The 23,004-nt window shown below is 66.5% G+C and carries 27 protein-coding genes; 10 read left to right on the forward strand and 17 right to left on the reverse strand.

The genetic code is table 11. The features are described 5' to 3' along the window. The 3 genes from K225_RS20435 to K225_RS0106350 all read right to left on the reverse strand — a co-directional run. The coding region (locus K225_RS20435) for an IS110 family transposase (protein ID WP_034711932.1) at positions 1 to 338 on the reverse strand (338 nt) is incomplete at its 3' end. 152 nt (positions 339 to 490) lie between these two features. Next, positions 491 to 1,384 carry an AraC family transcriptional regulator gene (locus K225_RS0106345; RefSeq protein ID WP_026435635.1) on the reverse strand — a complete coding sequence of 298 codons (894 nt, stop codon included), beginning with the start codon at positions 1,382 to 1,384 and terminating at the stop codon, positions 491 to 493. Positions 1,385 to 1,760: 376 nt separating this feature from the next. Next, entirely contained in the window at positions 1,761 to 2,474 is a 714-nt protein-coding gene (locus K225_RS0106350; RefSeq protein ID WP_026435636.1) for an SIMPL domain-containing protein, read from the reverse strand. Between the two features lie 216 nt (positions 2,475 to 2,690). Here K225_RS0106350 and ompR point away from each other — a divergent pair, with 216 nt between their 5' ends. After that, a complete protein-coding gene (gene ompR / locus K225_RS0106355; RefSeq protein ID WP_026435637.1) occupies positions 2,691 to 3,422 on the forward strand; it encodes a two-component system response regulator OmpR in 732 nt (243 codons plus the stop codon). Between the two features lie 7 nt (positions 3,423 to 3,429). Next, positions 3,430 to 4,959: a sensor histidine kinase gene (locus K225_RS0106360; protein ID WP_051248740.1), complete on the forward strand. Its 1,530-nt coding sequence runs from the start codon at positions 3,430 to 3,432 to the stop codon at positions 4,957 to 4,959. 42 nt (positions 4,960 to 5,001) lie between these two features. Here the strand turns inward: K225_RS0106360 and ispF are convergent, their stop codons facing one another. Together ispF and K225_RS0106370 are read right to left on the reverse strand one after the other, a co-directional pair. After that, the gene (ispF, locus tag K225_RS0106365; protein WP_026435639.1) at positions 5,002 to 5,481 is read right to left on the reverse strand and encodes a 2-C-methyl-D-erythritol 2,4-cyclodiphosphate synthase; all 480 of its coding nucleotides are present in this window, start codon (positions 5,479 to 5,481) and stop codon (positions 5,002 to 5,004) included. Between the two features lie 25 nt (positions 5,482 to 5,506). Then, complete coding sequence (locus K225_RS0106370; protein WP_026435640.1) at positions 5,507 to 6,349, reverse strand: 2-C-methyl-D-erythritol 4-phosphate cytidylyltransferase; 843 nt, start codon at positions 6,347 to 6,349, stop codon at positions 5,507 to 5,509. A gap of 94 nt (positions 6,350 to 6,443) precedes the next feature. On the opposite strand from K225_RS0106370, the gene mfd reads away from it, so the two are divergent. The 3 genes from mfd (at position 6,444) to serB (ending at position 11,485) form a co-directional block, all read left to right on the forward strand. Continuing rightward, positions 6,444 to 9,908: a transcription-repair coupling factor gene (gene mfd, locus K225_RS0106375; RefSeq protein ID WP_026435641.1), complete on the forward strand. Its 3,465-nt coding sequence runs from the start codon at positions 6,444 to 6,446 to the stop codon at positions 9,906 to 9,908. A 69-nt stretch (positions 9,909 to 9,977) separates the two neighbouring features. After that, entirely contained in the window at positions 9,978 to 10,637 is a 660-nt protein-coding gene (locus K225_RS0106380) for a hypothetical protein (protein WP_026435642.1), read from the forward strand. A 131-nt stretch (positions 10,638 to 10,768) separates the two neighbouring features. After that, positions 10,769 to 11,485 (forward strand): phosphoserine phosphatase SerB, encoded by a 717-nt coding sequence (gene serB, locus K225_RS0106385; protein ID WP_026435643.1) that lies wholly within the window; start codon positions 10,769 to 10,771, stop codon positions 11,483 to 11,485. A gap of 177 nt (positions 11,486 to 11,662) precedes the next feature. On the opposite strand, the gene K225_RS0106390 is transcribed toward serB, so the two are convergent. Beyond that, positions 11,663 to 12,151, reverse strand: a complete 489-nt coding sequence (locus K225_RS0106390) for an Rrf2 family transcriptional regulator (protein ID WP_026435644.1) — start codon at positions 12,149 to 12,151, stop codon at positions 11,663 to 11,665. A 91-nt stretch (positions 12,152 to 12,242) separates the two neighbouring features. On the opposite strand from K225_RS0106390, the gene ytfE reads away from it, so the two are divergent. Together ytfE and K225_RS20440 are read left to right on the forward strand one after the other, a co-directional pair. Next, entirely contained in the window at positions 12,243 to 12,980 is a 738-nt protein-coding gene (gene ytfE, locus K225_RS0106395) for an iron-sulfur cluster repair protein YtfE (RefSeq protein ID WP_026435645.1), read from the forward strand. Beyond that, on the forward strand, positions 12,971 to 13,441 hold the full coding sequence (locus K225_RS20440) for a group III truncated hemoglobin (protein ID WP_238323199.1): 471 nt from the start codon (positions 12,971 to 12,973) through the stop codon (positions 13,439 to 13,441). The genes ytfE and K225_RS20440 overlap by 10 nt, the downstream gene beginning before the upstream one ends. Positions 13,442 to 13,501: 60 nt before the next feature. Here K225_RS20440 and K225_RS0106405 read toward each other — a convergent pair whose 3' ends face one another. Then, positions 13,502 to 13,684 carry a hypothetical protein gene (locus K225_RS0106405; RefSeq protein WP_155885236.1) on the reverse strand — a complete coding sequence of 61 codons (183 nt, stop codon included), beginning with the start codon at positions 13,682 to 13,684 and terminating at the stop codon, positions 13,502 to 13,504. A gap of 46 nt (positions 13,685 to 13,730) precedes the next feature. Continuing rightward, entirely contained in the window at positions 13,731 to 14,366 is a 636-nt protein-coding gene (locus tag K225_RS0106410; protein ID WP_026435647.1) for a LysE/ArgO family amino acid transporter, read from the reverse strand. A 70-nt stretch (positions 14,367 to 14,436) separates the two neighbouring features. Between K225_RS0106410 and K225_RS0106415 the strand changes: the two genes are divergently transcribed. Next, a complete protein-coding gene (locus K225_RS0106415) occupies positions 14,437 to 15,372 on the forward strand; it encodes an HTH-type transcriptional regulator ArgP (RefSeq protein ID WP_026435648.1) in 936 nt (311 codons plus the stop codon). A gap of 50 nt (positions 15,373 to 15,422) precedes the next feature. Here K225_RS0106415 and K225_RS20445 read toward each other — a convergent pair whose 3' ends face one another. From K225_RS20445 to K225_RS0106430, 3 genes are read right to left on the reverse strand one after another with little or no spacing between them, the layout of a single operon-like run. Then, complete coding sequence (locus K225_RS20445) at positions 15,423 to 15,686, reverse strand: DUF3820 family protein (RefSeq protein WP_051248747.1); 264 nt, start codon at positions 15,684 to 15,686, stop codon at positions 15,423 to 15,425. Positions 15,687 to 15,688: 2 nt separating this feature from the next. Next, positions 15,689 to 16,057: a translation initiation factor Sui1 gene (locus K225_RS0106425; RefSeq protein ID WP_026435649.1), complete on the reverse strand. Its 369-nt coding sequence runs from the start codon at positions 16,055 to 16,057 to the stop codon at positions 15,689 to 15,691. Positions 16,058 to 16,067: 10 nt separating this feature from the next. After that, on the reverse strand, positions 16,068 to 16,547 hold the full coding sequence (locus tag K225_RS0106430) for a DUF2721 domain-containing protein (protein ID WP_026435650.1): 480 nt from the start codon (positions 16,545 to 16,547) through the stop codon (positions 16,068 to 16,070). 168 nt (positions 16,548 to 16,715) lie between these two features. On the opposite strand from K225_RS0106430, the gene K225_RS0106435 reads away from it, so the two are divergent. Beyond that, positions 16,716 to 17,972, forward strand: a complete 1,257-nt coding sequence (locus K225_RS0106435) for a DEAD/DEAH box helicase (protein ID WP_026435651.1) — start codon at positions 16,716 to 16,718, stop codon at positions 17,970 to 17,972. A 22-nt stretch (positions 17,973 to 17,994) separates the two neighbouring features. On the opposite strand, the gene K225_RS0106440 is transcribed toward K225_RS0106435, so the two are convergent. The 5 genes from K225_RS0106440 to K225_RS0106460 all read right to left on the reverse strand — a co-directional run bounded on the left by K225_RS0106440 (position 17,995) and on the right by K225_RS0106460 (position 21,140). Further along, complete coding sequence (locus tag K225_RS0106440; protein ID WP_026435652.1) at positions 17,995 to 18,351, reverse strand: DUF6172 family protein; 357 nt, start codon at positions 18,349 to 18,351, stop codon at positions 17,995 to 17,997. Positions 18,352 to 18,444: 93 nt separating this feature from the next. Further along, entirely contained in the window at positions 18,445 to 19,440 is a 996-nt protein-coding gene (locus tag K225_RS0106445) for an aldo/keto reductase (RefSeq protein WP_026435653.1), read from the reverse strand. Between the two features lie 105 nt (positions 19,441 to 19,545). After that, positions 19,546 to 19,704, reverse strand: coding sequence for a hypothetical protein (locus tag K225_RS22135; RefSeq protein WP_155885237.1), 159 nt, complete (start codon positions 19,702 to 19,704; stop codon positions 19,546 to 19,548). Positions 19,705 to 19,719: 15 nt separating this feature from the next. Next, positions 19,720 to 19,938 (reverse strand): SlyX family protein, encoded by a 219-nt coding sequence (locus tag K225_RS0106455; RefSeq protein ID WP_026435654.1) that lies wholly within the window; start codon positions 19,936 to 19,938, stop codon positions 19,720 to 19,722. Between the two features lie 11 nt (positions 19,939 to 19,949). Next, positions 19,950 to 21,140: a PLP-dependent aminotransferase family protein gene (locus K225_RS0106460; protein ID WP_026435655.1), complete on the reverse strand. Its 1,191-nt coding sequence runs from the start codon at positions 21,138 to 21,140 to the stop codon at positions 19,950 to 19,952. Positions 21,141 to 21,254: 114 nt separating this feature from the next. Here K225_RS0106460 and nth point away from each other — a divergent pair, with 114 nt between their 5' ends. Further along, positions 21,255 to 21,893 carry an endonuclease III gene (gene nth / locus K225_RS0106465; RefSeq protein WP_026435656.1) on the forward strand — a complete coding sequence of 213 codons (639 nt, stop codon included), beginning with the start codon at positions 21,255 to 21,257 and terminating at the stop codon, positions 21,891 to 21,893. Between the two features lie 127 nt (positions 21,894 to 22,020). On the opposite strand, the gene cynR is transcribed toward nth, so the two are convergent. After that, positions 22,021 to 22,923 carry a transcriptional regulator CynR gene (gene cynR, locus K225_RS0106470; RefSeq protein WP_026435657.1) on the reverse strand — a complete coding sequence of 301 codons (903 nt, stop codon included), beginning with the start codon at positions 22,921 to 22,923 and terminating at the stop codon, positions 22,021 to 22,023. Between the last annotated feature and the right edge of the window lie 81 nt (positions 22,924 to 23,004).

Raw genomic sequence — 23,004 nt, forward strand, 5'->3', positions numbered from 1 at the left:
ACATTCTTGATCGGCACAAAGCGCATGCTCGGGCGCGTGACGGCTTCACAGATGGCCTGGGCATCGGCCGCATCGTTTTTGTTGGTCTTGACGTAGGGCTTGACGAACTGCGGCGCCATCAAGCGCACGGTGTGGCCCATGCTCTGGAGCTTGCGGGCCCAGTGGTGGGCACTGCCGCAGGCCTCCATGCCAATCAGGCAGGCGGGCAGATTGACAAAGAAACTTGCCATCTGCTCGCGCTTGAGCGGTTTGTTGAACACCGTCTTGCCGTGCTCATCGACGCCGTGAACCTGAAACACATTCTTGGCCAGGTCGATGCCAATGGTTGTAATCTTCATGGTGGACGCTCCTGCTGGTTCGAGTGGAAAACTAACGTCTCCACTGTGGCACTTTCGATGCCGTTTAGGGTGGGGGCGTCCATCCCATTGGTCTACGATCTCGCAGGGGATCGCAAACAGGCTCAAAGACTGCGCAAGGCAAGGCCTATCACTCATGCTGCCGCATGCGCCTGGCCCTTGGCAGCCTGCGTGTCGCGCACCGGCGGCAGGCCGAACAGCCGGCCGTACTCGCGCGTGAACTGGGAAACGCTCTCATAGCCCACGGCAAAAGCCGCGCGGCTGGCACCGGCCCCCTCGGACAGCATCAACCGCCGCGCCTCGATCAGACGCAGCTGCTTCTGGAACTGCAGCGGCGAAAGCGATGTGATCGCCCTGAAATGCTGATGAAAGGACGACGGGCTCATGCCTGCCAGCGCAGCCAGGCTCTCCACCGGCAGGGGCTGCGCAAAGTCGGCACGCAGCACCGCCACCGCACGCGCCACCCGCTGGGCATGGCTGCCAGGCCAGCCCAGGCGGCGGATGGCGGCACCGTGCCGCCCGGCCAGCAACCAGTAATGCAGCTCGCGCACCAGCGAGGCGTGCAGCAGCGGCACGGCCTGGGGCCGCTCCAGCAGGCGCATGAGGCGCAGTGCCACATCGGCCACCTCGGTATCGGTGGGATCCCCGCGCACGGGAACATGGTCACCCCCGGGTACCGCCCCCATCTGGGCCGACAGGTCGGCAATCACCGGCAGGCTCAGCTGCAACACCATCGAGAGATACGGAGCCGCCGCACTGGCGCGGGTGATCCGGCTCACCGTGGGCACATCGGCCGTGATCAGCAGGGACTCGCCCGCCGCGAACCCGAAGGTCTGCGACCCCATGGCCACCTGCTTGCGGCCCTGCAGCACCAGGCAGATGAGGGGGTGGGCAATCGCGTACAGCAACCCACTGGGCTCGGTCGCGCGCACCGTGCTCAATCCGGGGATGGGGGTCTGCACCACACTGCCGTGGTGGGCATGGGCTTCGGCATAGCGGCTTACGGCCTGGAGCAAGAGGTCTGTCATACCGCCTAGCCTACCGCCTTGCAGGCCGCCCGGCATTGATTTTGGAGAATCAGGCAAGGAATGAAAGGGTTTCTACGAGCTGCTCAAGCCATGGGCCGGACACTGAAGTGCGTCACCCTCCGAAGTTCGCCATACCCCCTGCACACACCCTCCATGACCCTGGCCACCGGGCCGTGGCACGGCAGTTCGACACCGGCAACACCACCACCTTCGGCGCCTTTACCGAACACCTGCGCGCTGTGCTGCAGCAAACCTGGCAGCGCGCGCCGGCGTCGACCATCTGGTCAACACCAGTGGCCATGGTGACGGACTGCGGGCCGAAGACAAGCCGGCAGCAAGGCCGCGCACCCCGGCGGCGACCCGCACATGTTGGCGCTCAGCGCATCTGCACGGAGCCAGAGACAGTCACCACCACCTGCGCCTTGCCCGCCTCCACCGGTACCGCCGCATCCGACAACGGCGCAGCCTTGGCCTCCATCGCCACCATGCGTGGGCGGGGTCCGGGCGACATCTCATTGCTATTCACCGCCACCTCGCGCAGGCTGTAGCCGGCAAAGCCGAAGCCCTTGGCCAATTCAGCCGCACGGGCCTTGAACTGCTCGATGGCCTGGGTCTGCGCCTCGGTTTCGACCTTGGCACGGGCCTCGCGCGAGAGCGCAAAAGCAACCTGGCTGATCGGCATCGACGGAATCTTGCCCGCCGTGGCGGTGATGCGCGCGAAGTCACGCCCCTCCAGCACCAGCTCGGCCCGGCCCTGCCAGCCACTGATCTTGCCGTCCTTGGCGTAGCGCGGGTACAGGCCAAAAGGGCCGGTGCGCACGTCCAGCTGCCCCGTTTGCGCATTGCGCTTGGCTTCGGCCAGTGCCGCATCGAGCGCCTGCTTGAGCTGGGCCTGCACGCCCGCGGCATCCGGGCCGTCCTTGCTGGCCGAGAGGGTGAGCACCAGCAGATCCTGCTGCACCTCCACCGTGCCAGACGCCGACAGCTGCACCACATTGCGCGGCTCGGTGGTTTGGGAGTTTTGAGAAAAAACAGCTCCAGCGCTTGCCATCAATGCGCTAGCAGCTATCAAACGAATAGCTTTCTTCATGCCAGAACCCTTCTTTTCATCTACGTACAGCGCCACACCGGACCGCACACGCCCCCACAGTAACCGCTGTGCAGACACCCTTGGTGAAGCCTGCGTAAGTGGCCTGCGTGCCAGGGCAAAACTTGTAACAGTTGGTCAAAAAACAGGCAGAATACCGAACTTCGGGGCTGAAGCTGGTCAGAATTGGCTCTGTTACAAATTGGACCCATACTCACCATGGCTACAACAACCAACCGTACCGACAAGATTCTGGTGGTGGACGACGATGCCCGCATCCGCGATCTGCTGCGCCGCTACCTGACCCAGGAGGGCTTTGAAGTCATGGTCGCCGAAGACGGCAAGGCGCTGAACCGCCTGCTGCTGCGCGAAACCGTCGACCTCATCGTGCTCGACCTGATGATGCCCGGCGAAGACGGACTGTCCATTTGCCGCCGCCTGCGTGCCGCCAACGACCGCACGCCCATCATCATGCTCACCGCCAAGGGCGAAGACGTGGACCGCATCGTGGGCCTGGAAGTGGGCGCCGACGATTACCTGGGCAAGCCCTTCAACCCCCGCGAGCTGCTGGCGCGCGTGCATGCCGTGCTGCGCCGCCGCCCCGCCCAGGAGGCGCCGGGCGCGCCATCGGGCGACAATGAGGTGGTCACCTTCGGCCCCTTCACCTTCGACCTGGGCACCCGCGCGCTGCAGCGCAATGGCGAAGAGCTGCCACTGACCACGGGCGAGTTCGCCATGCTCAAGGCCCTGGTGCGCCACCCGCGCCAGCCCCTGTCGCGCGAAAAGCTGGCGCTGCTGGCACGCGGTCGCGAGTTCGAACCCTTCGACCGCAGCCTGGATGTGCAGGTCTCGCGCCTGCGCAAGCTGGTGGAGGTCGATGCCGCAGCACCACGCTATATCCAGACCGTTTGGGGCGTGGGCTATGTTTTCGTACCGGACGGAACAAGCTGACCCCTTCATGCGCAACTCTGAAGGCTGGGTGGACCCCACGCCCGGGCACACGGTGACCCCACCGTCCGACGCCACCAGCCCGGCCCCCCTGGAATCCTTGCGCCGCGCGCGTGAGCAGCGCGCGCGCGTAGGGTTGAACCTGTTCTGGCGCACCTTCTTTCTGCTGGCGCTGTTGCTGGTGGGGAGCATCCTGGCCTGGCTGCAGACGCTGCGCGCCCTCGAATTCGAGCCCCGCACGCTGCACACGGCCCAGCAGATTGCCTCGCTGGTCAACCTCAGCCGAGCCGCCCTGGTGCACGCCGATGCGATCGCGCGCGTGTCCCTCATCAAGACCATGGCCGACCAGGAAGGGGTGCGCATCCTGCCGCGCGAGCCGGGCGACAAGTTCACTCTGCTCGACGGCACCGCGCTGGGCAGCCGTCTCACCGAGGAGCTCACCCAGCGCCTGGGCCCGGACACCATCGTGGCCCAGAATGTGAACGGTGAAAACGGCCTGTGGGTGGGTTTCAACATCAACGGCGACCCCAACTGGCTGCTGATGGACCGTTCGCGCTTCAGCCCGGCCGGTGGCCGCACCTGGCTGATCTGGCTGATCACGGCAGGCGCCCTGTCGCTGGCCGGCGCCGCCGCCATTGCGCGGCTGATCAACCAGCCGCTCAAGCAGCTGTCGTATGCCGCCAACCGTGTGCGCGACGGCGACTTTGCGGCCAGCCGCCTCGATGAAGAAGCCGTGACCAGCGAAATCCGCGAGGTGAACATCGGCTTCAACCGGATGGCGCAAAAGCTCGCCAAGCTGGAGCAGGACCGTGCCGTCATGCTGGCCGGCATTTCGCACGACCTGCGCACCCCCCTGGCGCGCCTGCGGCTCGAAACCGAGATGAGCGTGGACGACGAAATCGCCCGCGAACATATGGTGGCGGACATCGTGCAGCTCGACGCCACCATCGACAAGTTTCTGGACTACGCCCGCCCGGACCATGCCACCCTCGCCCCCGTCAACCTGCACGGGGTGGTGTCGTCCTGCGTCTATGCGGTGCAAGACCACCGCGAGCTGCAGATCACCATGGCGATTCCCGAGGACCTGAACGTGCTGGCCGACGAAGTGGAGCTGGCGCGCGTGATCTCCAACCTGCTGGAAAATGCACGCCGCTACGGCAAGACGGCGGACACGGCCGTGACCCATGTGGACATCGCCGCCAAGGGCCGCGAAAACTGGGTGCTGATCAAGGTGCGCGACCACGGCACCGGCGTGCCGCCCGAGCAGCTGTCCAGCCTGACCAAGCCCTTCTTTCGCGGTGATTCAGCACGTACCGCTGCCACAGGTGCCGGGTTGGGCCTGTCGATCGTGGACAAGACCGTGCAACGCATGGGCGGCATCTTTGCGCTGGCCAACTCCAGTTCCGGCGGCCTGGTGGCCCATATCCAGCTGCAGCGGGCCATCCACATGCCCGATGGCGAGGACCCCAAGCAGCGTCTGCAGCGCCCTTCCGTCAAGCGGCAACTTCCGCGCCGCCGCGCCGAAGACCATATGAATTGATTGCATGCCGGGTGGCTGGCCAGGCCGCGCTGGCCGCGTGGGTCAGGCCCGGAACAGCAGCACCACGGCCCGGGCCTCCATGGCCAGCCCCTGGCCCACCGGCCCCAGGCGTTCAGCGGTTTTGGCCTTGACGTTCACCTGCCCCTCGCCCACCCCCACCGCAGCCGCAATGCACGCGCGCATGGCCGGAATATGGGCGGCCAGGCGCGGCGCCTGCGCGACCACGGTGCTGTCGATATTGCCGATGTCGTAACCGGCTGCGCGCACCCGCCGCGCCGCCTCCGCCAGCAGCATGCCCGAGTCCGCACCCCGAAATGCCGCGTCGGTGTCCGGAAAATGGCTGCCGATGTCGCCCAGCGCGGCGGCCCCCAGCAGGGCATCGGTGATGGCATGCAGCAGCACATCCGCATCCGAATGGCCCAGCAGGCCCATCGAATGGGCGATCTCCACCCCGCCAATCACCAGCCGGCGCCCGGGCACCAGCGCATGCACATCCCAGCCTTCGCCTATCCTGAAATTCATTGCATCACTTTCGCCCGCAAGGGACTCAAAAAATGGTCTTTTTGCCCAAGGCCGCCGCCTGCCCGGATGCGCCACCAATGCGATCCAGCGTGGCGCCATGCGCCCGTTGCGCCAGCACGGCGGCCGCCAGGGCGAAGTCGTCCGGGTAGGTCACCTTGAAATTCTGCGCACCGCCCGGCACCAGCCGCGGGTGCAGGCCCATCGCCTCCATGGCACTGGCTTCGTCGGTGGCGCCCGATCCCACATGCTCGATGGCCGCGACCAAAGGGCCCATGCGGAACATCTGGGGCGTCTGCGCCAGCCACTTGTCGCTGCGGTCCACGGTGGATGCCACGCGCACGCCACCAGGCCCGTCCGTGGAGGTCTTGAGCGTGTCGGCCAGCTTGTGCGCGAGCAGGCCACCCACGCCGTCGTGCTGGCAGGTGTCGATCAGGGTGTCAATCTGCTGCGAGGTGACCAGGCAGCGCGCGGCGTCATGCACCAGCACCCAGTCGTCGGGTCGGGCCCCACGCTCCGTCAGGGCCCGCAGGCCGCCCAGCACGGTATCCGCACGCGTGGGCCCGCCGCATTCCACGGTAAAAAATGCGGGGTGGGCGTAGGCATCCAGAAAACGGTCCCCCGGCGCCACCGCCACCAGCGTGCCCAGCAGGCGGCTCACCCCTGCAAAGGCCGCCAGGGTGTGCGTGACCATGGGGTGCCCTGCCACCAGATGGTATTGCTTGGGCAAGGACGGCGCAGCCGGTGCCACAACCGGCGTGGCGGCAGAGGGTATGGCACGCAGGCCCATGCCCGCACAAGGCACCAGCGCCCAGAAGCGCCCTTGGGCAGACAGGGGGGCGAGCGGAGGTGGCAGCAACGGAGCGGTCATGGGTCGCTCATTCTAAAATCTCCGGCTGCCCCCCATCCGGCCCGTGCGCGTTTCGCGCCCCAGGGGATGTGGCGGCCCAGACGACACCGTCCGCATGGAACTGCCCAAACTCTCCCCCGGAAAACGTTTCACCCTGCCCCGCCCTGTGGGCAGCGCCGATGCCCTGCTGTTGGCCCGCTTGGCAGAGCGAGACAAAGCCAGTGGCCGCACCACCGCCATCGTTGCGGCCGACGCCACCGATGCGCAGCGCCTCATCGAGGAAATGGCATTCTTTGCGCCTGGCCTGCGCTGCGCGCTGTTCCCGGACTGGGAGACGCTGCCCTACGATACCTTCTCGCCGCACCAGGACCTGATCAGCGAGCGGCTGGCCACGCTGTGGCGCATCAGCCAGGGTGACGCCGACGTGGTGCTGGTGCCCGCCACCACGGCGCTGTACCGCCTGGCGCCGCCCTCCTTCCTGGCCGGCTACACCTTCCACTTCCAGGTCAAGCAAAAACTCGACGAGGCCAAGTTCAAGGCCCAGCTCACATTGGCCGGCTACAGCCATGTATCCCAGGTGGTGAGCCCGGGCGAATACGCGGTGCGCGGTGGACTCATCGACCTGTTCCCCATGGGCTCGCTGGTGCCCTACCGCGTGGACCTGTTCGATGACGAGATCGACTCCATCCGCACCTTCGACCCCGACAGCCAGCGCAGCCTGTACCCCGTGCCCGAGGTGCGATTGCTGCCCGGCCGCGAGTTCCCCATGGACGACGAGGCGCGCGCCAAGTTCAGGAGCCGCTGGCGCGAGATGCTGGAGGGCGACCCGACCAAGAGCCGCATCTACAAGGACATGGGCGCCGGCGTCGCCACGGCCGGCATCGAGTACTACTTGCCGCTGTTCTTTGACGACACGGCCACGGTGTTCGACTACCTGGGTGACGAAGCGACCGTGGTGCTGCACGGCGACCTGGAGCCCGCCTTCCAGCGCTTCTGGCAGGACACGAAAGACCGGTTCCGCCTGATACAAGGCGACCCGGAGCGCCCTGCGTTGCCGCCCGAGTCGCTGTTCCTGTCCGTCGACCAGTTCTACACGCGCGCCAATCAACACGCCCAGCTGTCGCTGCGTCCCGGCGTGCAGGACGTGGATGACAACCCGCACTTTCACCAGCTCGGTGACCTGTCGGTGGTGCGCGGTGCCGAGGACCCTCTGGCCCGCCTGCACGCCCACATCCGCAATACCCAGCACCGCGTGCTGCTGCTGGCCGAGAGCGATGGCCGACGCGAAAGCCTGCTGGACTTCTTGCGCGCTTCGCAGCTGAACCCGCCAGCCTTCGACTCGCTGGCCGCGTTCCAGGCCGACACCACCGAGAAGGTGGGCATTGCCACCGCCGGCCTCACCGTGGGCTTCAGCTGGATCGAGGACGGCATCGACTTCGTCACCGAGACCGAGCTCTTCGCCGCCGGCCCCACCACGCGCCGGCGCAAGAAGCAGGAGCAGGTGAGCGACGTCGAGGCGCTGATCAAGGACCTGGCCGAGCTCAACGTGGGCGATCCGGTGGTGCACAGCCAGCATGGCATTGGCCGTTACCGGGGCCTGGTGAACATGGACGTGGGCAACAAGAACCCCGACGGCACGCCCGCCATGCAGGAGTTCCTGCACCTTGAATATGCCGATAAGGCCGTGCTCTATGTGCCCGTGAGCCAGCTGCAGCTCATCAGCCGCTACACAGGCGTCTCCGCCGACGAGGCGCCGCTGCACAAGCTGGGCAGCGGCCAGTGGGAAAAGGCCAAGCGCAAGGCCGCCGAGCAGGTGCGCGACAGCGCCGCCGAGCTGCTCAACATCTACGCCCGCCGCGCCGCACGCGAGGGCCACGCCTTCCGCTACAGCCCGCAGGACTACGAGACCTTCGCCAACGACTTCGGCTTCGAGGAAACGGCCGACCAGAACGCCGCCATCCACGCGGTGATCCAGGACATGATCAGCCCGCGCCCCATGGACCGCCTGGTCTGCGGCGACGTGGGCTTCGGCAAGACCGAGGTGGCGCTGCGCGCGGCCTTCGTCGCCGTCACGGGCGGCAAGCAGGTGGCCTTCCTCGCGCCCACCACGCTGCTGGCCGAGCAGCATTACCAGACGCTCGTGGACCGCTTCAGCAAGTGGCCGGTGAAGGTGGCCGAGGTCTCGCGCTTCCGCTCGGGCAAGGAGATCACCGCGGCCATCAAGGGCATCGGCGACGGCACGGTGGACATCGTGGTGGGCACGCACAAGCTGCTCTCCGAATCCACCAAGTTCCACAACCTCGGTTTGCTCATCATCGACGAGGAGCACCGCTTCGGCGTGCGCCACAAGGAGGCCATGAAGCAGTTTCGTGCCGAGGTGGATGTGCTCACCCTCACGGCCACGCCCATCCCGCGCACCATGGGCATGGCACTTGAAGGCCTGCGCGACCTGTCGGTCATCGCCACCGCGCCGCAGCGGCGCCTGGCGATCAAGACCTTTGTGCGCACCGAGGGCACGGGCGTGATCCGCGAGGCCGTGCTGCGCGAATTGAAGCGCGGCGGGCAGTGCTACTTCCTGCACAACGAAGTGGAGACCATCGAGAACCGGCGCCAGAAGCTGGAAGAGATCCTGCCCGAGGCGCGCATCGCCGTGGCCCACGGCCAGATGCCCGAGCGCGAGCTGGAGCGCGTGATGCGCGACTTCGTGGCCCAGCGCTTCAACATCCTCTTGTGCTCGACCATCATCGAGACCGGCATCGACGTGCCCACAGCCAACACCATCATCATGAGCCGCGCCGACAAGTTCGGCCTGGCGCAGCTGCACCAGCTGCGCGGGCGCGTGGGCCGCAGCCACCACCAGGCGTATGCCTACCTCATGGTGCCGGACGTGGACGGCCTCACCAAGCAGGCGCAGCAGCGGCTCGACGCCATCCAGCAGATGGAGGAACTGGGCAGCGGCTTCTACCTGGCCATGCACGACCTGGAGATCCGCGGCGCCGGCGAGGTGCTGGGCGAAAACCAGAGCGGCAACATGCTGGAGGTGGGCTTCCAGCTCTACAACGAGATGCTGGCCGAGGCCGTCAAGGCGCTCAAGGCCGGCAAGGAGCCGGATTTGCTCTCGCCCCTGTCGGTCACCACCGACATCAACCTGCACGCCCCCGCCCTGCTGCCCGACGACTACTGCGGCGACGTGCACCTGCGCCTGTCGTTCTACAAGAAGCTGGCCACGGCCAAGAACCCCGACCAGATCGACGGCCTGCTCGAAGAGATCGTGGACCGCTTCGGCAAGCTGCCGCCGCAGGCGCAAACGCTCATCGACGTGCACCGCCTGCGCGTGCTGAGCCAGCCCTACGGTGTGGTGAAGGTGGATGCCGCGCCCGGCGTGATCAATATCACCTTCAAGCCCCAGCCCCCTATCGACCCGATGCGCATCATCGAGCTGATCCAGAAGAACAAGCACATCAAGCTGGCGGGCAACGAGAAGCTGCGCATCGAGCGCGAACTGAAAGAGCCCAAGGACCGCGCGCAGATGGTGCGCGACATCTTGCGCAGCCTGGGGCAGCCGCTGGTCGCTGCCTGAATCTTCATAAAAATAGCCCCCGGTTCTTATCCATAGAGCGTCAGAGCTATCAAAAAATAGCAACAGATCATGTGGCTGGAAGCCACCCTCACCCTCCTTGCCCTGGCTGCCGCCCTGGCCGCACGGCCCTGGCGCATGCTGGCCAGCCGAAAGCCGCTGGCGCACGAAACCCATGGCGCTGCGTCCGCGTTGTGGACTCCGCTGCTCGCCACGCTGGTCCTGCTGCCCTGGATGTGGGCCCTGCCCACGCTGCATGCCATGCCGCTGCAACTGCAGTGGTCGGGTGCATGCATGGTGGTGCTGATGCTGGGCTGGCCGCTGGCCATACCGGTACTCATCGGCGTGGGTGTGATCGCCTGCCTGCTGTCGCCCGCCATGGGCTGGCCCGAGGCGCTGGGAGCCATCGCCTGGCAAGGCGTGGTGCCTGCCACCCTTGCGCTGATGGTGGGGGCACTGATTCGGCGGTTTCTCGGAACCCACCTCTTTGTCTATGTGCTGGGCCGCGCCTTTCTGGGCACGGTGCTGTGCCTCTTTGCCTCGGGCGCCTTGTCGCAATGGAGCGGCCACCAGTTGCCCGGGGTGGGCGACGAGCTCTCACTGGTGGCGCGCTGGCTCATGTCCTGGGGTGATGCGTTTGTCACCGGAATGCTCACGGCCATTTTCGTGGCCTTCAAACCGCAATGGCTGGCCACCTGGTCCGACCCGCTCTACCTGGGGCATCCCAAGTAGGCGGCAGAACCCGCCCCACGGTTACCGCGCTCCCGCTGAGCACCGGGTTCCACAGGCCCCTGCGGTGGCGGGTGCACCAGCCGACGGGCTAACATTGCGCCCTTCGCATCCATGACGCAGCCCCGTTTCCCATGACCCACGCCACCGAATTCGCCCCGGGCCTTGTTGTCCAGGGCATTGAGCCCCCGCTGTCCCTGTCGAGCTACAAGCTGATTGCCTTTGACATGGACTCCACCCTCATCAACATCGAGTGCGTGGACGAAATCGCCGATGCCGCCGGCCGCAAGGCCGAAGTGGCGGCCATTACCGAGGCCGCCATGCAAGGCCTCATCACCGACTACAAGGAAAGCCTGCGCCAGCGCGTAGCCCTGCTCAAGGGCGTGACCGTGCAGCACATGGAGCAGGTGTTCACCGAGCGCCTGCGCTTCAACCCCGGCGCCAAAGAGTTGATCGCCGCCGCCAGGGCCGCCGGCCTCACCACGCTGCTGGTGTCGGGCGGCTTCACCTTCTTTGCCGATCGCGTGCGGGCGGGCCTGGGCATCGACTTTGCCCGCTCCAACCTGCTGGAGGTGGACAATGGCCTGCTCACCGGCCGCATGGTGAACCAGGCCTGGGGCGATATCTGCGACGGTGCAGAAAAACGCCGCACGCTGCTGGAAGTGGCCTCGCTCATGGGTATTTCGCCAGCGCAGGCGATTGCCGTGGGCGATGGGGCGAATGACCTGCCCATGATGGGTGCCGCCGGCCTGTCGGTGGCCTACCACGCCAAGCCGGCCGTGCGTGCGCAAGCCAAGATTGCCATCAACCAGGGGGGACTGGACCGGCTTCTCGAAGTGCTGCGGACCTGAATGGAAACACCCCCCGAGCGGCTTTGCCGCCTCCCCCGCTCTCGCTGCGGGGCGGCCCTTGCCTGGCTGCCCTGGCCTGGGCCGCACCAGTTTCATGGGTCGCAGGTGGTACAGCACACCCTCAAAAACTGATACTCCAGCCGTGCTCGACCCCTGCCAGAAACCCGCTGTCAGGCTCTAATCCACCGCATCCGGCAATCCCGGCACCGGCTGAGCCGCAGCGCGGCGGCGCGACTGCGGCATCGCCACCACGTTCTGGGGTTCGGCCAGCAAATCGGCCAGCGTCACCTTGTCCAGCACGGCGAGAAAGGCCAGCATGGCCTGGCCCAGCACGCCCTTGAGGTAGCAGTGGCTGCTCAGCCGGCACTGGTTTTGCGCGGGGTCAAAGCATTCGACCAGGTTGAAATCGGTTTCGGTGGCACGCACCACGGCACCGATGTTGATCTCTGCGGCGGGTTTCATCAGGCGCATGCCGCCGCCGCGCCCGCGCGTGGTTTCCAGCAGGCCCTGGGCAGACAGCTCCTGGACAATCTTGGTGAGGTGGCTGCGTGAAATGTCATAGCTTTCCGCCACCTCGCTGATGGTGACGGGTTGCACACGCCCTTCAGTCGCCGCGCAATACATCAGCACGCGCAGCGTGTAATCGGTCCATTGGGTCAGACGCATTGGATTGCCACAGGTCAATTAAAAGAGGTAGTGGATATGAATTTTATGTCATAAAATATTCACATTGCATGAATCTTAAAAGGACCTCGCCATGAATGCCCGTCTGGAATCCACCGCCTCCGCCACTGCCGCCCTGAGTGCCGATCAGCAAATCGGCCAGATTGCGGTCCAGCTGCCCGGCGCCACCGCCGTGTTCCGCCGCCTGAAACTCGATTTTTGCTGCGGCGGCCAGGTCCCCCTGGCAACGGCCGCGGCCGAGAAAGGCCTGGACGTGAATGCCGTGCTGGCCGAGCTGGCAGCCCTGCAGCGCCCCAGCGCCCTGCCCGGGGTGGAAGAACCCGGCGCGTTGATCGACCACATCCTCGCGCGCTACCATGACGTGCATCGCGTGCAGTTGCCCGAGTTGATCCGCATGGCGCACCGCGTGGAAGCCGTGCACCGCGCCAACCCCGATGTGCCCGCCGGGCTGGGCGACCTGCTCGAAGAAATCCAGCAAGAACTGCTGTCGCACATGCAAAAGGAAGAAGCCATCCTGTTTCCCATGCTCAAGTCGGGCGGCAACCCGTTCGTGGGCCAGCCCATCGGCATGATGCGTGCCGAGCATACGGACCATGGCGCGGCCCTTGACCAACTGAACGCCCTCACCCACGACGCCACGCCGCCCGCCGGTGCCTGCAACACCTGGCGCGCGCTGTACGCCGGCATCGCCCAGTTTGGCGACGACCTGGTCAACCACATCCACCTCGAAAACAACGTGCTGTTTCCGCAGTTCGAGGCAGCGCCTGCTGCGGCTGCCGGCTGCGGCTCCTCGGGCTGCGGATGCCGCTGAGTCCCTCCGCGCCCAGCCAGACGCCGGACGGAGAGAACGACACCGGCGGGTGGCGCACACCCAGCGTGGAAAGCCTGACCGAGCTGGTGCACCGCTTTTATGCCGCGGTCCGGGCCGACGCCCTGCTGGGCCCCGTGTTCGAGGAGGCCCTGCGCGACCAATGGGAGCCCCATCTGGCGCGCATGGTGGACTTCTGGAGCACCGTTGCGCTGGGCAGCAAGCGCTTTCGTGGCAACGTCTTTGGCAAGCACATGGCATTGCAGGGCGTGACACCCGCGCATTTCGCCGTGTGGGTGCGCCTGTGGGGCGAACAGACCACCCGGCTGTTCGCCCCCGAGGTGGCGCACGACCTGCAGGCCACTGCCCACGGTATTGCCCGCAATCTGTTTCTGGGGTATTTCGGTACGCACCCGGTGTTTGGCGATGGCGCCGGGGATCATTCGCCGCAAGCCGACCACTGAACCATAGGGCCGCGCCAACCGCACCAGCAGCGGGGTGCCCTTGCCCACGTCGCTGCGGCTCTACGCCGTGGCCAGCTTCACCGCCCAGCCCTGGCAAAAAACCATGGCCCCGCCGCTCGCGCGGCTGTTCATGACGTTGCCATGGTGGTACTGCTTGCCCGAACCCGTGACCACGAAAGGGCGGATGAACAAAAAATGGGACGGGCTTACCTGCGCGGCCCAGCCGCCGCAGAGCAGCAACACAAGGCAGCATCTCCGACAAACTCACCCGTGGCATTGCCAGCCGGCCTCAGCCCGCCACCCCTTGCCACACCCACCACGCCAGCGCCAGCATCATGCAGCCCGTGAGCGCATCCAGCACCCGCCAGGCGCGGGGATTGGCAAACAGGCGCTGCAGCCGCCGCCCGGCCAGTGCCAAAGCCGCAAACCACACCAGGCTGGCCGAGGCCGCCCCCGCCACAAACACCCATTTGAGGCCGCCGTCCTGGCGCGCACCAATCGAACCCACCAGCACCACGGTGTCCAGGTAGACATGGGGGTTGAACAGCGTGATCACCGCCAGGGTGCCCAGCACACCCAGCAGACCCCGCGGGGCCACGTCCTGCGGAGCACCCAGGCTGGCATCCGGCGCAGCCAGCGCGCGCCACCAGGCAAACAGGCCATAGGCCAGCAGAAAGATGGCACCGCCCACGGTGAGGTAGTAAGCCAGCGCGGGCGAGCGCCCCAGCAATTGCGCCATGCCGGCCACCCCCACGCCGATCAGCAGCGCATCACTGGCCACGCACCATGCCACGCAGGCGCGCACATGCTGGCCGCTGACGGCCTGGCGCAGCACATACAGGTTCTGGGCACCGATCGACACGATCAGCGAAAGGCAGACGGTGAAACCGGCAAGCCAGGAAGAAGAAACAGAGGCAGTCCACATGCCGCCGATTCTGGGCGCCGCCATTGGTTAAGTAAAATTAACTTATCTGAATCATATTTAGAAAATCTTCATGCTTGACTACACCGGACTGCAGGCCCTGGCCGCCGTGGTGCGCGAAGGCAGCTTCGAGCGCGCAGCCCGCAGGCTGCATGTCACGCCCTCGGCGGTATCGCAGCGCATCAAGCAGCTCGAAGAACGCACGGGCCAGGTGCTGGTGCTGCGCGGCACGCCCTGCACCGGCACCGAGGCCGGTCGGCGGCTGTGCCTGCATGTGGAGCAGGTGGCGCTGCTCGAAAACGAACTGCGCCGCGCCAACCCCACGCTGATGCCCGATGGCCACGCCACGCCCCCCACGCTGAAGCTGGCGGTGAATGCCGATTCGCTTTCCACCTGGTTCATGGATGCCATGGCCGCTTTCACGGGCGGCGGCAACGAGCTGCTGGACATCCGCATCGACGACCAGGACCATACGGCCCAGCGCCTCAAGGAAGGCGACGTGCTGGCCGCCGTCACGGCCAGCGCGGGCTCCATTGCGGGCTGCAACACCTGGCCGCTGGGATCGGTGCGCTACGTGGCAGCGTCCAGCCCTGCCTTTGTGGCGCAGCATTTCGCGCACGGCGTCACCACCGAGGCCATCGCCCACGCACCGATGATGACCTACGATCGCAAGGACCGCCTGCAGGAACAGTGGCTGCAACGGCAGGGCCTGGCCTCGCGCCAGAGCCCGCCCAAGCACTTTGTGCCGTCCAACGATGGCTTTGTGCGCGGCTGCGAGGCAGGCATGGGCTGGGGCATGCACCCCCATTTGCTGGTCCAGCGCCAGCTCGGGGCCGGCACCCTGGTGGAGCTGCTGCCCGGCACCGGCATGGCCATGCCACTGTACTGGGTGCACGCCCGCTCGGCCCAGGCAGGCCTCGCGCGATTGACCGATTGCGTGATGGCGGCGGCCCGCCAATGGCTGGCGCCGACAGAGAAAGCATCAGCGGGTAAGCTATCAAAAAAATAGCTGTTTGCGCTTATAGAAATTAAGCTTGCGCCCGTTTTTACAGAATATTTTCACTCCACCGACTGCGCCGGGGCTTTGCGGCCGCGGGCTGCAAGAGCCTGTTGACGATCTCGCAGGGGTTCGAGCAATGGCGACAGGCCGTTGTGGTCGATCTCGTGCATGAGTGCCAGCAGCCGCCCCAGGTCGCTGCGCGGAAAGCCCTCGCGGGCAAACCAGTGGAGGTAGTTGCCGGGCAGGTCTGCCAGCACGCGGCCCTTGTACTTGCCATAGGGCATGGTCACCGTGACCAGGCGCTGCAGCTGGGCGGGGTCCATCATCAGCCGCCCACGCGCTTGACCTGGTGGCCGCGTTTTTTCAGCGCCTCGATCACGCGCTCCACATGGTCGCCCTGCACCTCGATCACGCCGTCCTTCACCGTGCCGCCGCTTCCGCACGCGGCCTTGAGCTGCTTGCCCAGCGCGACCAGCGCATCGGCATCCAGCGCCACGCCCTTGACCACCGTGACCGCCTTGCCGCCGCGCCCCTTGGTCTCGCGCGCAACGCGCACGATGCCATCGCCCGCAGGCGCGGGCGCCGCCTTGCACACGCACTGCGCCTGCGGCTGGCGGCAGCCGGGGCACATGCGGCCATGGTCGGTGGAATAGACCAGGCCGCCCAGGCCTGCCAGATCGCGCAGGGATTTCATGGTGCCGGCCTCAGGGTTGCCGGGCGGCGGGCACGGACACGGGCGAGCGCAGCATGTGGAAATTGAGGATGCGCGTGGCCATCACCGTCTCCACAAAAAAGAGCACCAGCGCCAGCAAAAACGAGAGCACGCCACTCAGGAAACTTCCGAGGGCCCAGGTGTGGCCCCGGAAATCGGTGGTCTCGCCCAGAAACAGCAGGATGATGGTCACGCCGATCAGAAAGCCGCACAGGGTGAGCAGGCCGATACAGCCATTGGCCATGCGCCCGCGGGTGCGCAGGTAGCCGAGCTCGATCACGGCGCGCTCCAGAAACTCGGCCTCATCGGAGTGGCGGGCCCGGTCTTCCACCACGCGGGCCCGGTCGATGATGCGCGCCAGGCGCCCGGCCACCGCGCCGATCATGCCGGCCACGGCGGTGAGCAGGAACACCGGGGCCACGGCCAGCTGGATGCTGTGGGTGATGGTGGATGAATCAAAAGCAAGGTTCATGGTGTCAAAACGCCTGTGCAGCGCCGGGTGCGGGCGGGCTGCGATTATCGCCATCCGCGCGGGTGGCGCACAATGCACGCCCTGCAGACTGCAGCGCCGCTCGTCTTGCGGACCATGGCCTTGCGCGCAGTGGCGCCAGGGCAATGGCCCGAATTTTTGCCCCACACCATGCCATTTTCTGCACTCGGTCTCTCTCCCGCCCTCGTCCAGGCCGCCACCGCCATGGGTTTCGTTGCGCCCACGCCCATCCAGGAGGCCGCCATCCCGGCCATCCTGCGCGGCGCCGATATCGTGGGCTCGGCCCAGACGGGTTCGGGAAAAACGGCAGCGTTTGCCTTGCCCCTGCTGCAGCGGCTGCAAGCCGGCGCAGCCCACGCCCCGCGGCGGGTGCGTGCCCTTGTCCTGGTGCCCACGCGCGAACTGGCCGCCCAGGTGGGTGAAGTGGTGCGCAGCCTGGGCCGGCACCTGGCGCAGCCGCCCAAGGTGGCCGTGGTGTTTGGCGGCGTCTCGATCAACCCGCAGATGATGGCGCTGCGGGGTGGGGCCGATGTCGTGGTGGCCACGCCCGGCCGCCTGCTCGATCTGGTGGAGCACAACGCCCTGAAGCTCGGCAGCGTGGAGCTGCTGGTGCTGGACGAAGCCGACCGCCTGCTCGACCTGGGCTTTGCCGAAGAGCTCCAGCGCGTGCTGGCCTTGCTGCCAGCGCAGCGGCAGAACCTGTTCTTTTCGGCCACCTTCCCCGCCGCGGTGCAGTCACTGGCCGAGGACCTGCTGCACGCGCCCGTGCGCGTGGCCGTGCCCGACCGCCCTGGCAGCGAGCCGGCCATCGTGCAACGCGCCATCGCGGTGGACGCCAGCCGCCGCACGCAGCTGCTGCGCCACCTGGTACAGGAGCATCAATGGAGCCGCGTGCTGGTGTTCGTGGCCACGCAATATGCCGCCGAGCATGTGGCCGAAAAGCTCTACAAGGCCGGCATCTTTGCCACGCCTTTCCATGGCGGCCTGAGCCAGGGTGCGCGCAAGCAGGTGCTGCAGGAATTCAAGGACGAGCGCTGGCAGGTGGTGCTGACCACCGACCTGGCGGCGCGCGGCATCGACATCGCCCAGTTGCCCGCCGTGGTGAACTACGACCTGCCCCGCTCTGCGGTGGACTACGTGCACCGCATCGGGCGCACCGGGCGTGCCGGCGAGTCCGGCGTGGCCGTGAGCTTTGTCAGCGCCAACACCGAAGCGCATTGGCACCTGATCGAGAAGCGCCAGCGCCTCGCCCTGCCGCGCGAACAGATCCCAGGTTTTGAGCCCACCGAATTGCCGCCAGAGGGCACGGTAGCGGGCACCGGCGGCATCAAGGGCAAGCGACCCAGCAAGAAAGACAAGCTGCGCGCCGCGGCCGCAGCAGCGCAGGCGGCGGCCGGGCAGGATTGAGATCGGGCGAGCCGTCGGCGGATTAATCAGCGCCGTCGCCGTCGCCGTCACCGTCGCTGGTGTCGCCGCCCTCGCCTTTTTCGCCTGCCGGCGCAGAACGGGCCCGGCGATGCCCGCCCTTGGCCAGGATTTCGACATAAAACTGCGTTCCGCCTTCGCGGGCCACGCCGTCGATCAGCCTGATCAGGGCAGAAAGGTGGGCGACTGCAGCGGTTTCAGCGGTGCTGCCGAACTTGCAGTCAAAGTCCCAGAAATCCGCGCCAGCCGGCACGGGGCGGCCGCGCTCACGCTTGATGTACTTGCGGATTTCATGCTTGATGGCATCCAGGACGCGGTCGCTGTTCTTGCCTTCAATGTGGAGCTGGAAAGTTTTTTTCATGGACGATCGTACCGCTTGCGGCAACTGCCTCACCCCGGCCAGGGACAAATCGACGCCGGCACAGGCGCCGCAGCGGCGCTCCCCACGAACCGGTTATCGCCCGTCCAGCGGATAGGCCGGATCGTTGTATCCCGGCGTGGATGGATGGCCCGGCGCCACCAGCGAATCCACCAGCGCTTCGTCGTCCGGAGTCAGGGAGTAGCCAAGCGCGGGCGCGTAGTCCTGCCACTGCGCCAGCGTGCGGGGCCCGGCAATCACCGAACTCACCGCCGGATGGGCCAGCACCCAGGCCGTGGCAAATTGCGCCAGCGTCACGCCGCGCGCCTGGACATGCTGCTGCAGGGTCTGGGCGATCTGCAACGACTCTTCGCGCCACTCGGTCTGCGCGATGCGCCTGTCACCCCGTGCCGCGCGCGAGCCCTCCACCGGGGGCTGGCCGGGCAGGTATTTGCCTGTGAGCACGCCGCGCGCCACCGGGCTGTAGGGTGTCACGCCCAGGCCATGGTGGGCACAGGCCGGCAGCACCTCGACCTCCGGCATGCGGTTGAGCAGGTTGTAGTAGGGCTGGCACACCACCGGCCCGGGCATGCCCATCTGCCGGGCCAGGTGCACCAGTTCCGTGATGCGCCAGCCCCGGAAATTGGAAACGCCCCAGTAGCGGATCTTGCCCGCGCGCAGCAGGGCGTCGAGCGCCCACAGCGGCTCCTCCAGGTTCATGCCGTTGTAGTCGCGGTGCAGGTAAAGAATGTCCACATGGTCGGTCTGCAACCGCCCCAGGCTGGCTTCGACCTCGCGCAGCATCCAGCTGCGCGAGTAGTGCACCTCGTTCACGCGGGCGGACATGGGGTTGCCCAGCTTGGTGGCCAGCACCCAGCCATGGCGCTGGCCGCGCAACAGCTCACCCAGCATGGATTCGGAGGCGCCCTTGGTATACACGTCGGCCGTGTCGATGTAGTTGACGCCCTGGGCATGGGCATCGGACACGATGGCGGCAGCTTCCTCACGGGAAGTCTGGTCGCCAAACATCATGGTGCCCAGGCACAGACGGGAGACCTGGAGATTGCTTTTGCCAAGATTGCGGTATTGCATGGAACAGACCTGAAGAACGGGAACAGCGGAGAACACCGGCCCGGCACCCCATGTGCAGCCCGGCACCGCATGGTACTTCGGTGATCGCCCTGGCAGCGCCTGCCGTTAAAGCCGTGCCGTCAGCCGTGCCGTCTGGTCAATGGCGCGGGCATCCAGCGCACCGCCCATCCGATGCGCGGTGAAGCCGAGATCCAGCGGCGCCAGCAGGTGCGGGTACAGCGCCTGGCCGGGCGCCAGCGCCGGGGTTGCAACAGAGAACGGCATGGGGAGTTCTGGCGCTCAGTAATGCGGTGGCAGCTCGTCGCGCAGGTTGCGCGGGCCGCCTTCGGGCGCCTGCTGGCGCAGGGCGATGATCTCCTGCGTGAGCCGGTCGATCCGTTGCTGCTGCTGGTAGATGGTCATGTTCAGCTGGTCCAGCAGGTCTTCGGTAAAGCTGGCCTTGACCTCCAGGTTTTCCAGGCGCTGGAGGATGTTGCCGAGCTTGTTGGTATCTGGCATGGATGGACAGCTCACACGGCCTGGGCCAGGCGCGCCACACCTTCGCGGATCTTGTCCGCATCGGCCGTGGCAAACGACAGGCGGAAGGTGGCGTGGTCGGGGTTGGCGCAGAAGAACGGCGTGCCGGGCACAAAGGCCACGCCCTTGTCGATGGCACGCTTGGCCAGCACATTGCCGTCAGCCACCTTGCCGCCGGCACCGGTGAGGCGCGCCCACACGAACAGGCCGCCCTGGGGCTGCACGAACTCGATGGCATCGCCCAGGTCGCTCCGCAGCGCGTCGCCCATGGCCTGGGCGCGCTCCGCATACACCTTGCGCACATGGGCCAGCGTGGCCGGCATGCGGCCGGCCTTGAGGTATTGCGCGGCCGTGGCTTGGGCGAAGGTGCTGGTGTGCGCATCGCTGAACTGCTTGCACATGGTGGCCTTGGCCAGCAGCTCGGCCGAGGCAATCATCCAGCCCACGCGCAGGCCGGGCGAGAGCACCTTGCTCAAGCTGCCGCAATGCACCAGCAACTCGCGGCTGCCGGGCACGCTGGCCGACAGGTTGAGCAGGCTGGGCGGCGGCGCTTCGCCAAAGTACAGGTCGCCGTAGGGGTCGTCCTCGACGATCACGGTGTTGTGTTTCACCGCCATCTCCAGCACCCGCTTGCGGCGCTCCAGGCTCAGCATGGCGCCGCTGGGGTTGCCGAAGGTGGGAATCAGGTAGACAAACTTGGGTTGGTGCTCGGCAATGAGCTTTTCGAGCTCGTCGGTCTTCACGCCATTGCCATCGATGGGCGCGCTGATGAGTTCAGCGCCGTACAGGCGGAAGCACTGGATGGTGGCCAGAAAGGTCGGGCCTTCCACAATGACCTTGTCGCCGGGGCTGATGAGCGTCTTGCCCAGCAGGTCCAGCGCCTGCTGGCTGCCGGTGGTGACGATCAGGTTGTCGGCTGCTACATCCTTGGCGCCCTTGCTGGCCATGAAGGCCGCCAGCTGCTCGCGCAGCGGGTTGTAGCCCTCGGTGGCGCCGTACTGCAGCGCGGCACCAGGCTCTTCGGCCAGGGCGGCATTGCTGGCGGCGCGGATGCCGTCCACGTCAAACATGGCGCTGTCAGGAAACCCGCCCGCAAAGCTGATGATGCCGGGCTTGCCCAGCAGCTTGAAGAGTTCGCGGATGGCAGAGGTTTCTACGTTGTTCAGGCGGTCGGCAAATTGCATGGCTGGGATTTCAAGTGGGCAGGAGATCGCACATTGTCGCCAATCGGAATGCAGATTTCCGGCCCACGGGCATCCATGGGCCGCAGCGGACACGCTGCCCCTACACTGCCCGCCATGAAAACCGCGCAGATCGAACCCTTTTTTGCCACCCTGAAAGCAGCCAACCCGCTGCCCAACACCGAGCTCGAATACACCACCGTTTTCGAGCTGCTGGCCGCCGTGCTGCTGTCGGCCCAGGCCACCGACGTGGGCGTGAACAAGGCCACACGCAAGCTGTTCCCCGTGGCGGGCACGCCGCAGGCCATCCTGGACCTGGGGCTGGACGGGCTGGAGGGCTATATCAAGACGATTGGCCTGTACAAGAGCAAGGCGCGCCATCTGATGGAAACCTGCCGCATCCTGGTCGAGCAGCACGGTGGCGTGGTGCCGCGCACGCGCGAGGCGCTCGAAGCCCTGCCCGGCGTGGGCCGCAAGACGGCCAATGTGGTGCTCAATGTGGCTTTCGGCCAGCCCACCATGGCCGTGGATACGCACATCTTTCGCGTGAGCAACCGCACCGGCCTGGCCCCTGGCAAGAACCCGCTGGCCGTGGAGTTGCAGCTGATGAAGCGGGTGCCCGCCGCCTACGCCGTGGATTCGCACCACTGGCTGATCCTGCTGGGCCGCTACGTGTGCCAGGCACGCAAGCCGCGCTGCTGGGAATGCCGGGTGGCGCCCTACTGCGACTTTCAGCCCAAGACGGGCGCGCCCTGACCGCTGGACGGCGCCGCGGGCGCACAACGCGCCTGCAACAGCGCCGTTCACAGCGCCTTGCACACAGCCACAATTGCTATTATTAATATAGCGTCTTGTGATTTATCCATCAGCGCAATCGGCCTTTTCATTCCAATATCCGCCCCACACCGGGCAGCCGATGCCGTGGCCGCAGCAAGGCCGTAAACTCCACGGCAGCCCGGCTGCGCGAGGCGCCGCGCCGCCACAGGATGCCGGCGTGGCGCACCATCTGCGGCGAATGCAGCGGGATGGCCTGCATGTCCGGCGCCTGGCGCGCGGCACGCTCGGGCACGATGCAGGCCAGCTCACCCCAGCGGCACACGTCGATCAGGCCCTCCACCGACTCCATCTCCACCCGCACCCAGGGTTGCACCCCCGCCTCGCGCAGGCTGTCGTCGATCAGGCGGCGCGTGGCAAAGGCGCGCGGCAGCATGGCCAGCGGCACCGCGGCCAGGGCCTTGACGGCCAGGGTGCGGCGGCGCGCCAACGGGTGGGCACGGTTCACCACCAGCTGCATGCGCTCCTCGAACAGGGGCTCGGTCTCTATCTCCTCGCGCTGCGTGGGGTGAAAGGCGATGCCCACATCCAGCAGGCCTTCGACCAGTTGCTCCTCGATGGGCCCGGCACGCAGGTCGCGCACCACGATGTTCACCTTGGGATAGGCCATGCTGAAGGCCGCCACCGTGGCCGGCACCAGGGTGTGCAGGAAGGTGGGGATGACACCCACGGTGAGGATGCCCGCCTGCAACCCCGTCATGTCGGCCAGCGCCATGCGCCCGGACTCGATTTCCTGCAGGGCGCGGGCGGCATGCACCCTGAACACCGCCCCCGCCTGCGACAGCCGCAAGCCCCGGCCCAGCCGGTCAAAGAGCGGTATCTCCAGTTCCTGCTCCAGCTGGCGCAGCCCGTGCGACAAGGTGGACTGCGTGACAAACAGGTTCTGCGCCGACTGCGTGAGGTGCTCGGTCTGGGCGATGTCGAGAAAGTAGCGCAGTTGCCGGATTTCCATCAAGACACTCCCATTCATTCGTTCGATTCAGTCGAATGATAAGTCGCAAATAAATCATTGGAACGTCATACGAATTAAACC

The organism is Acidovorax sp. JHL-9, from assembly GCF_000426205.1.
GTDB lineage: Bacteria > Pseudomonadota > Gammaproteobacteria > Burkholderiales > Burkholderiaceae_C > Acidovorax > Acidovorax soli.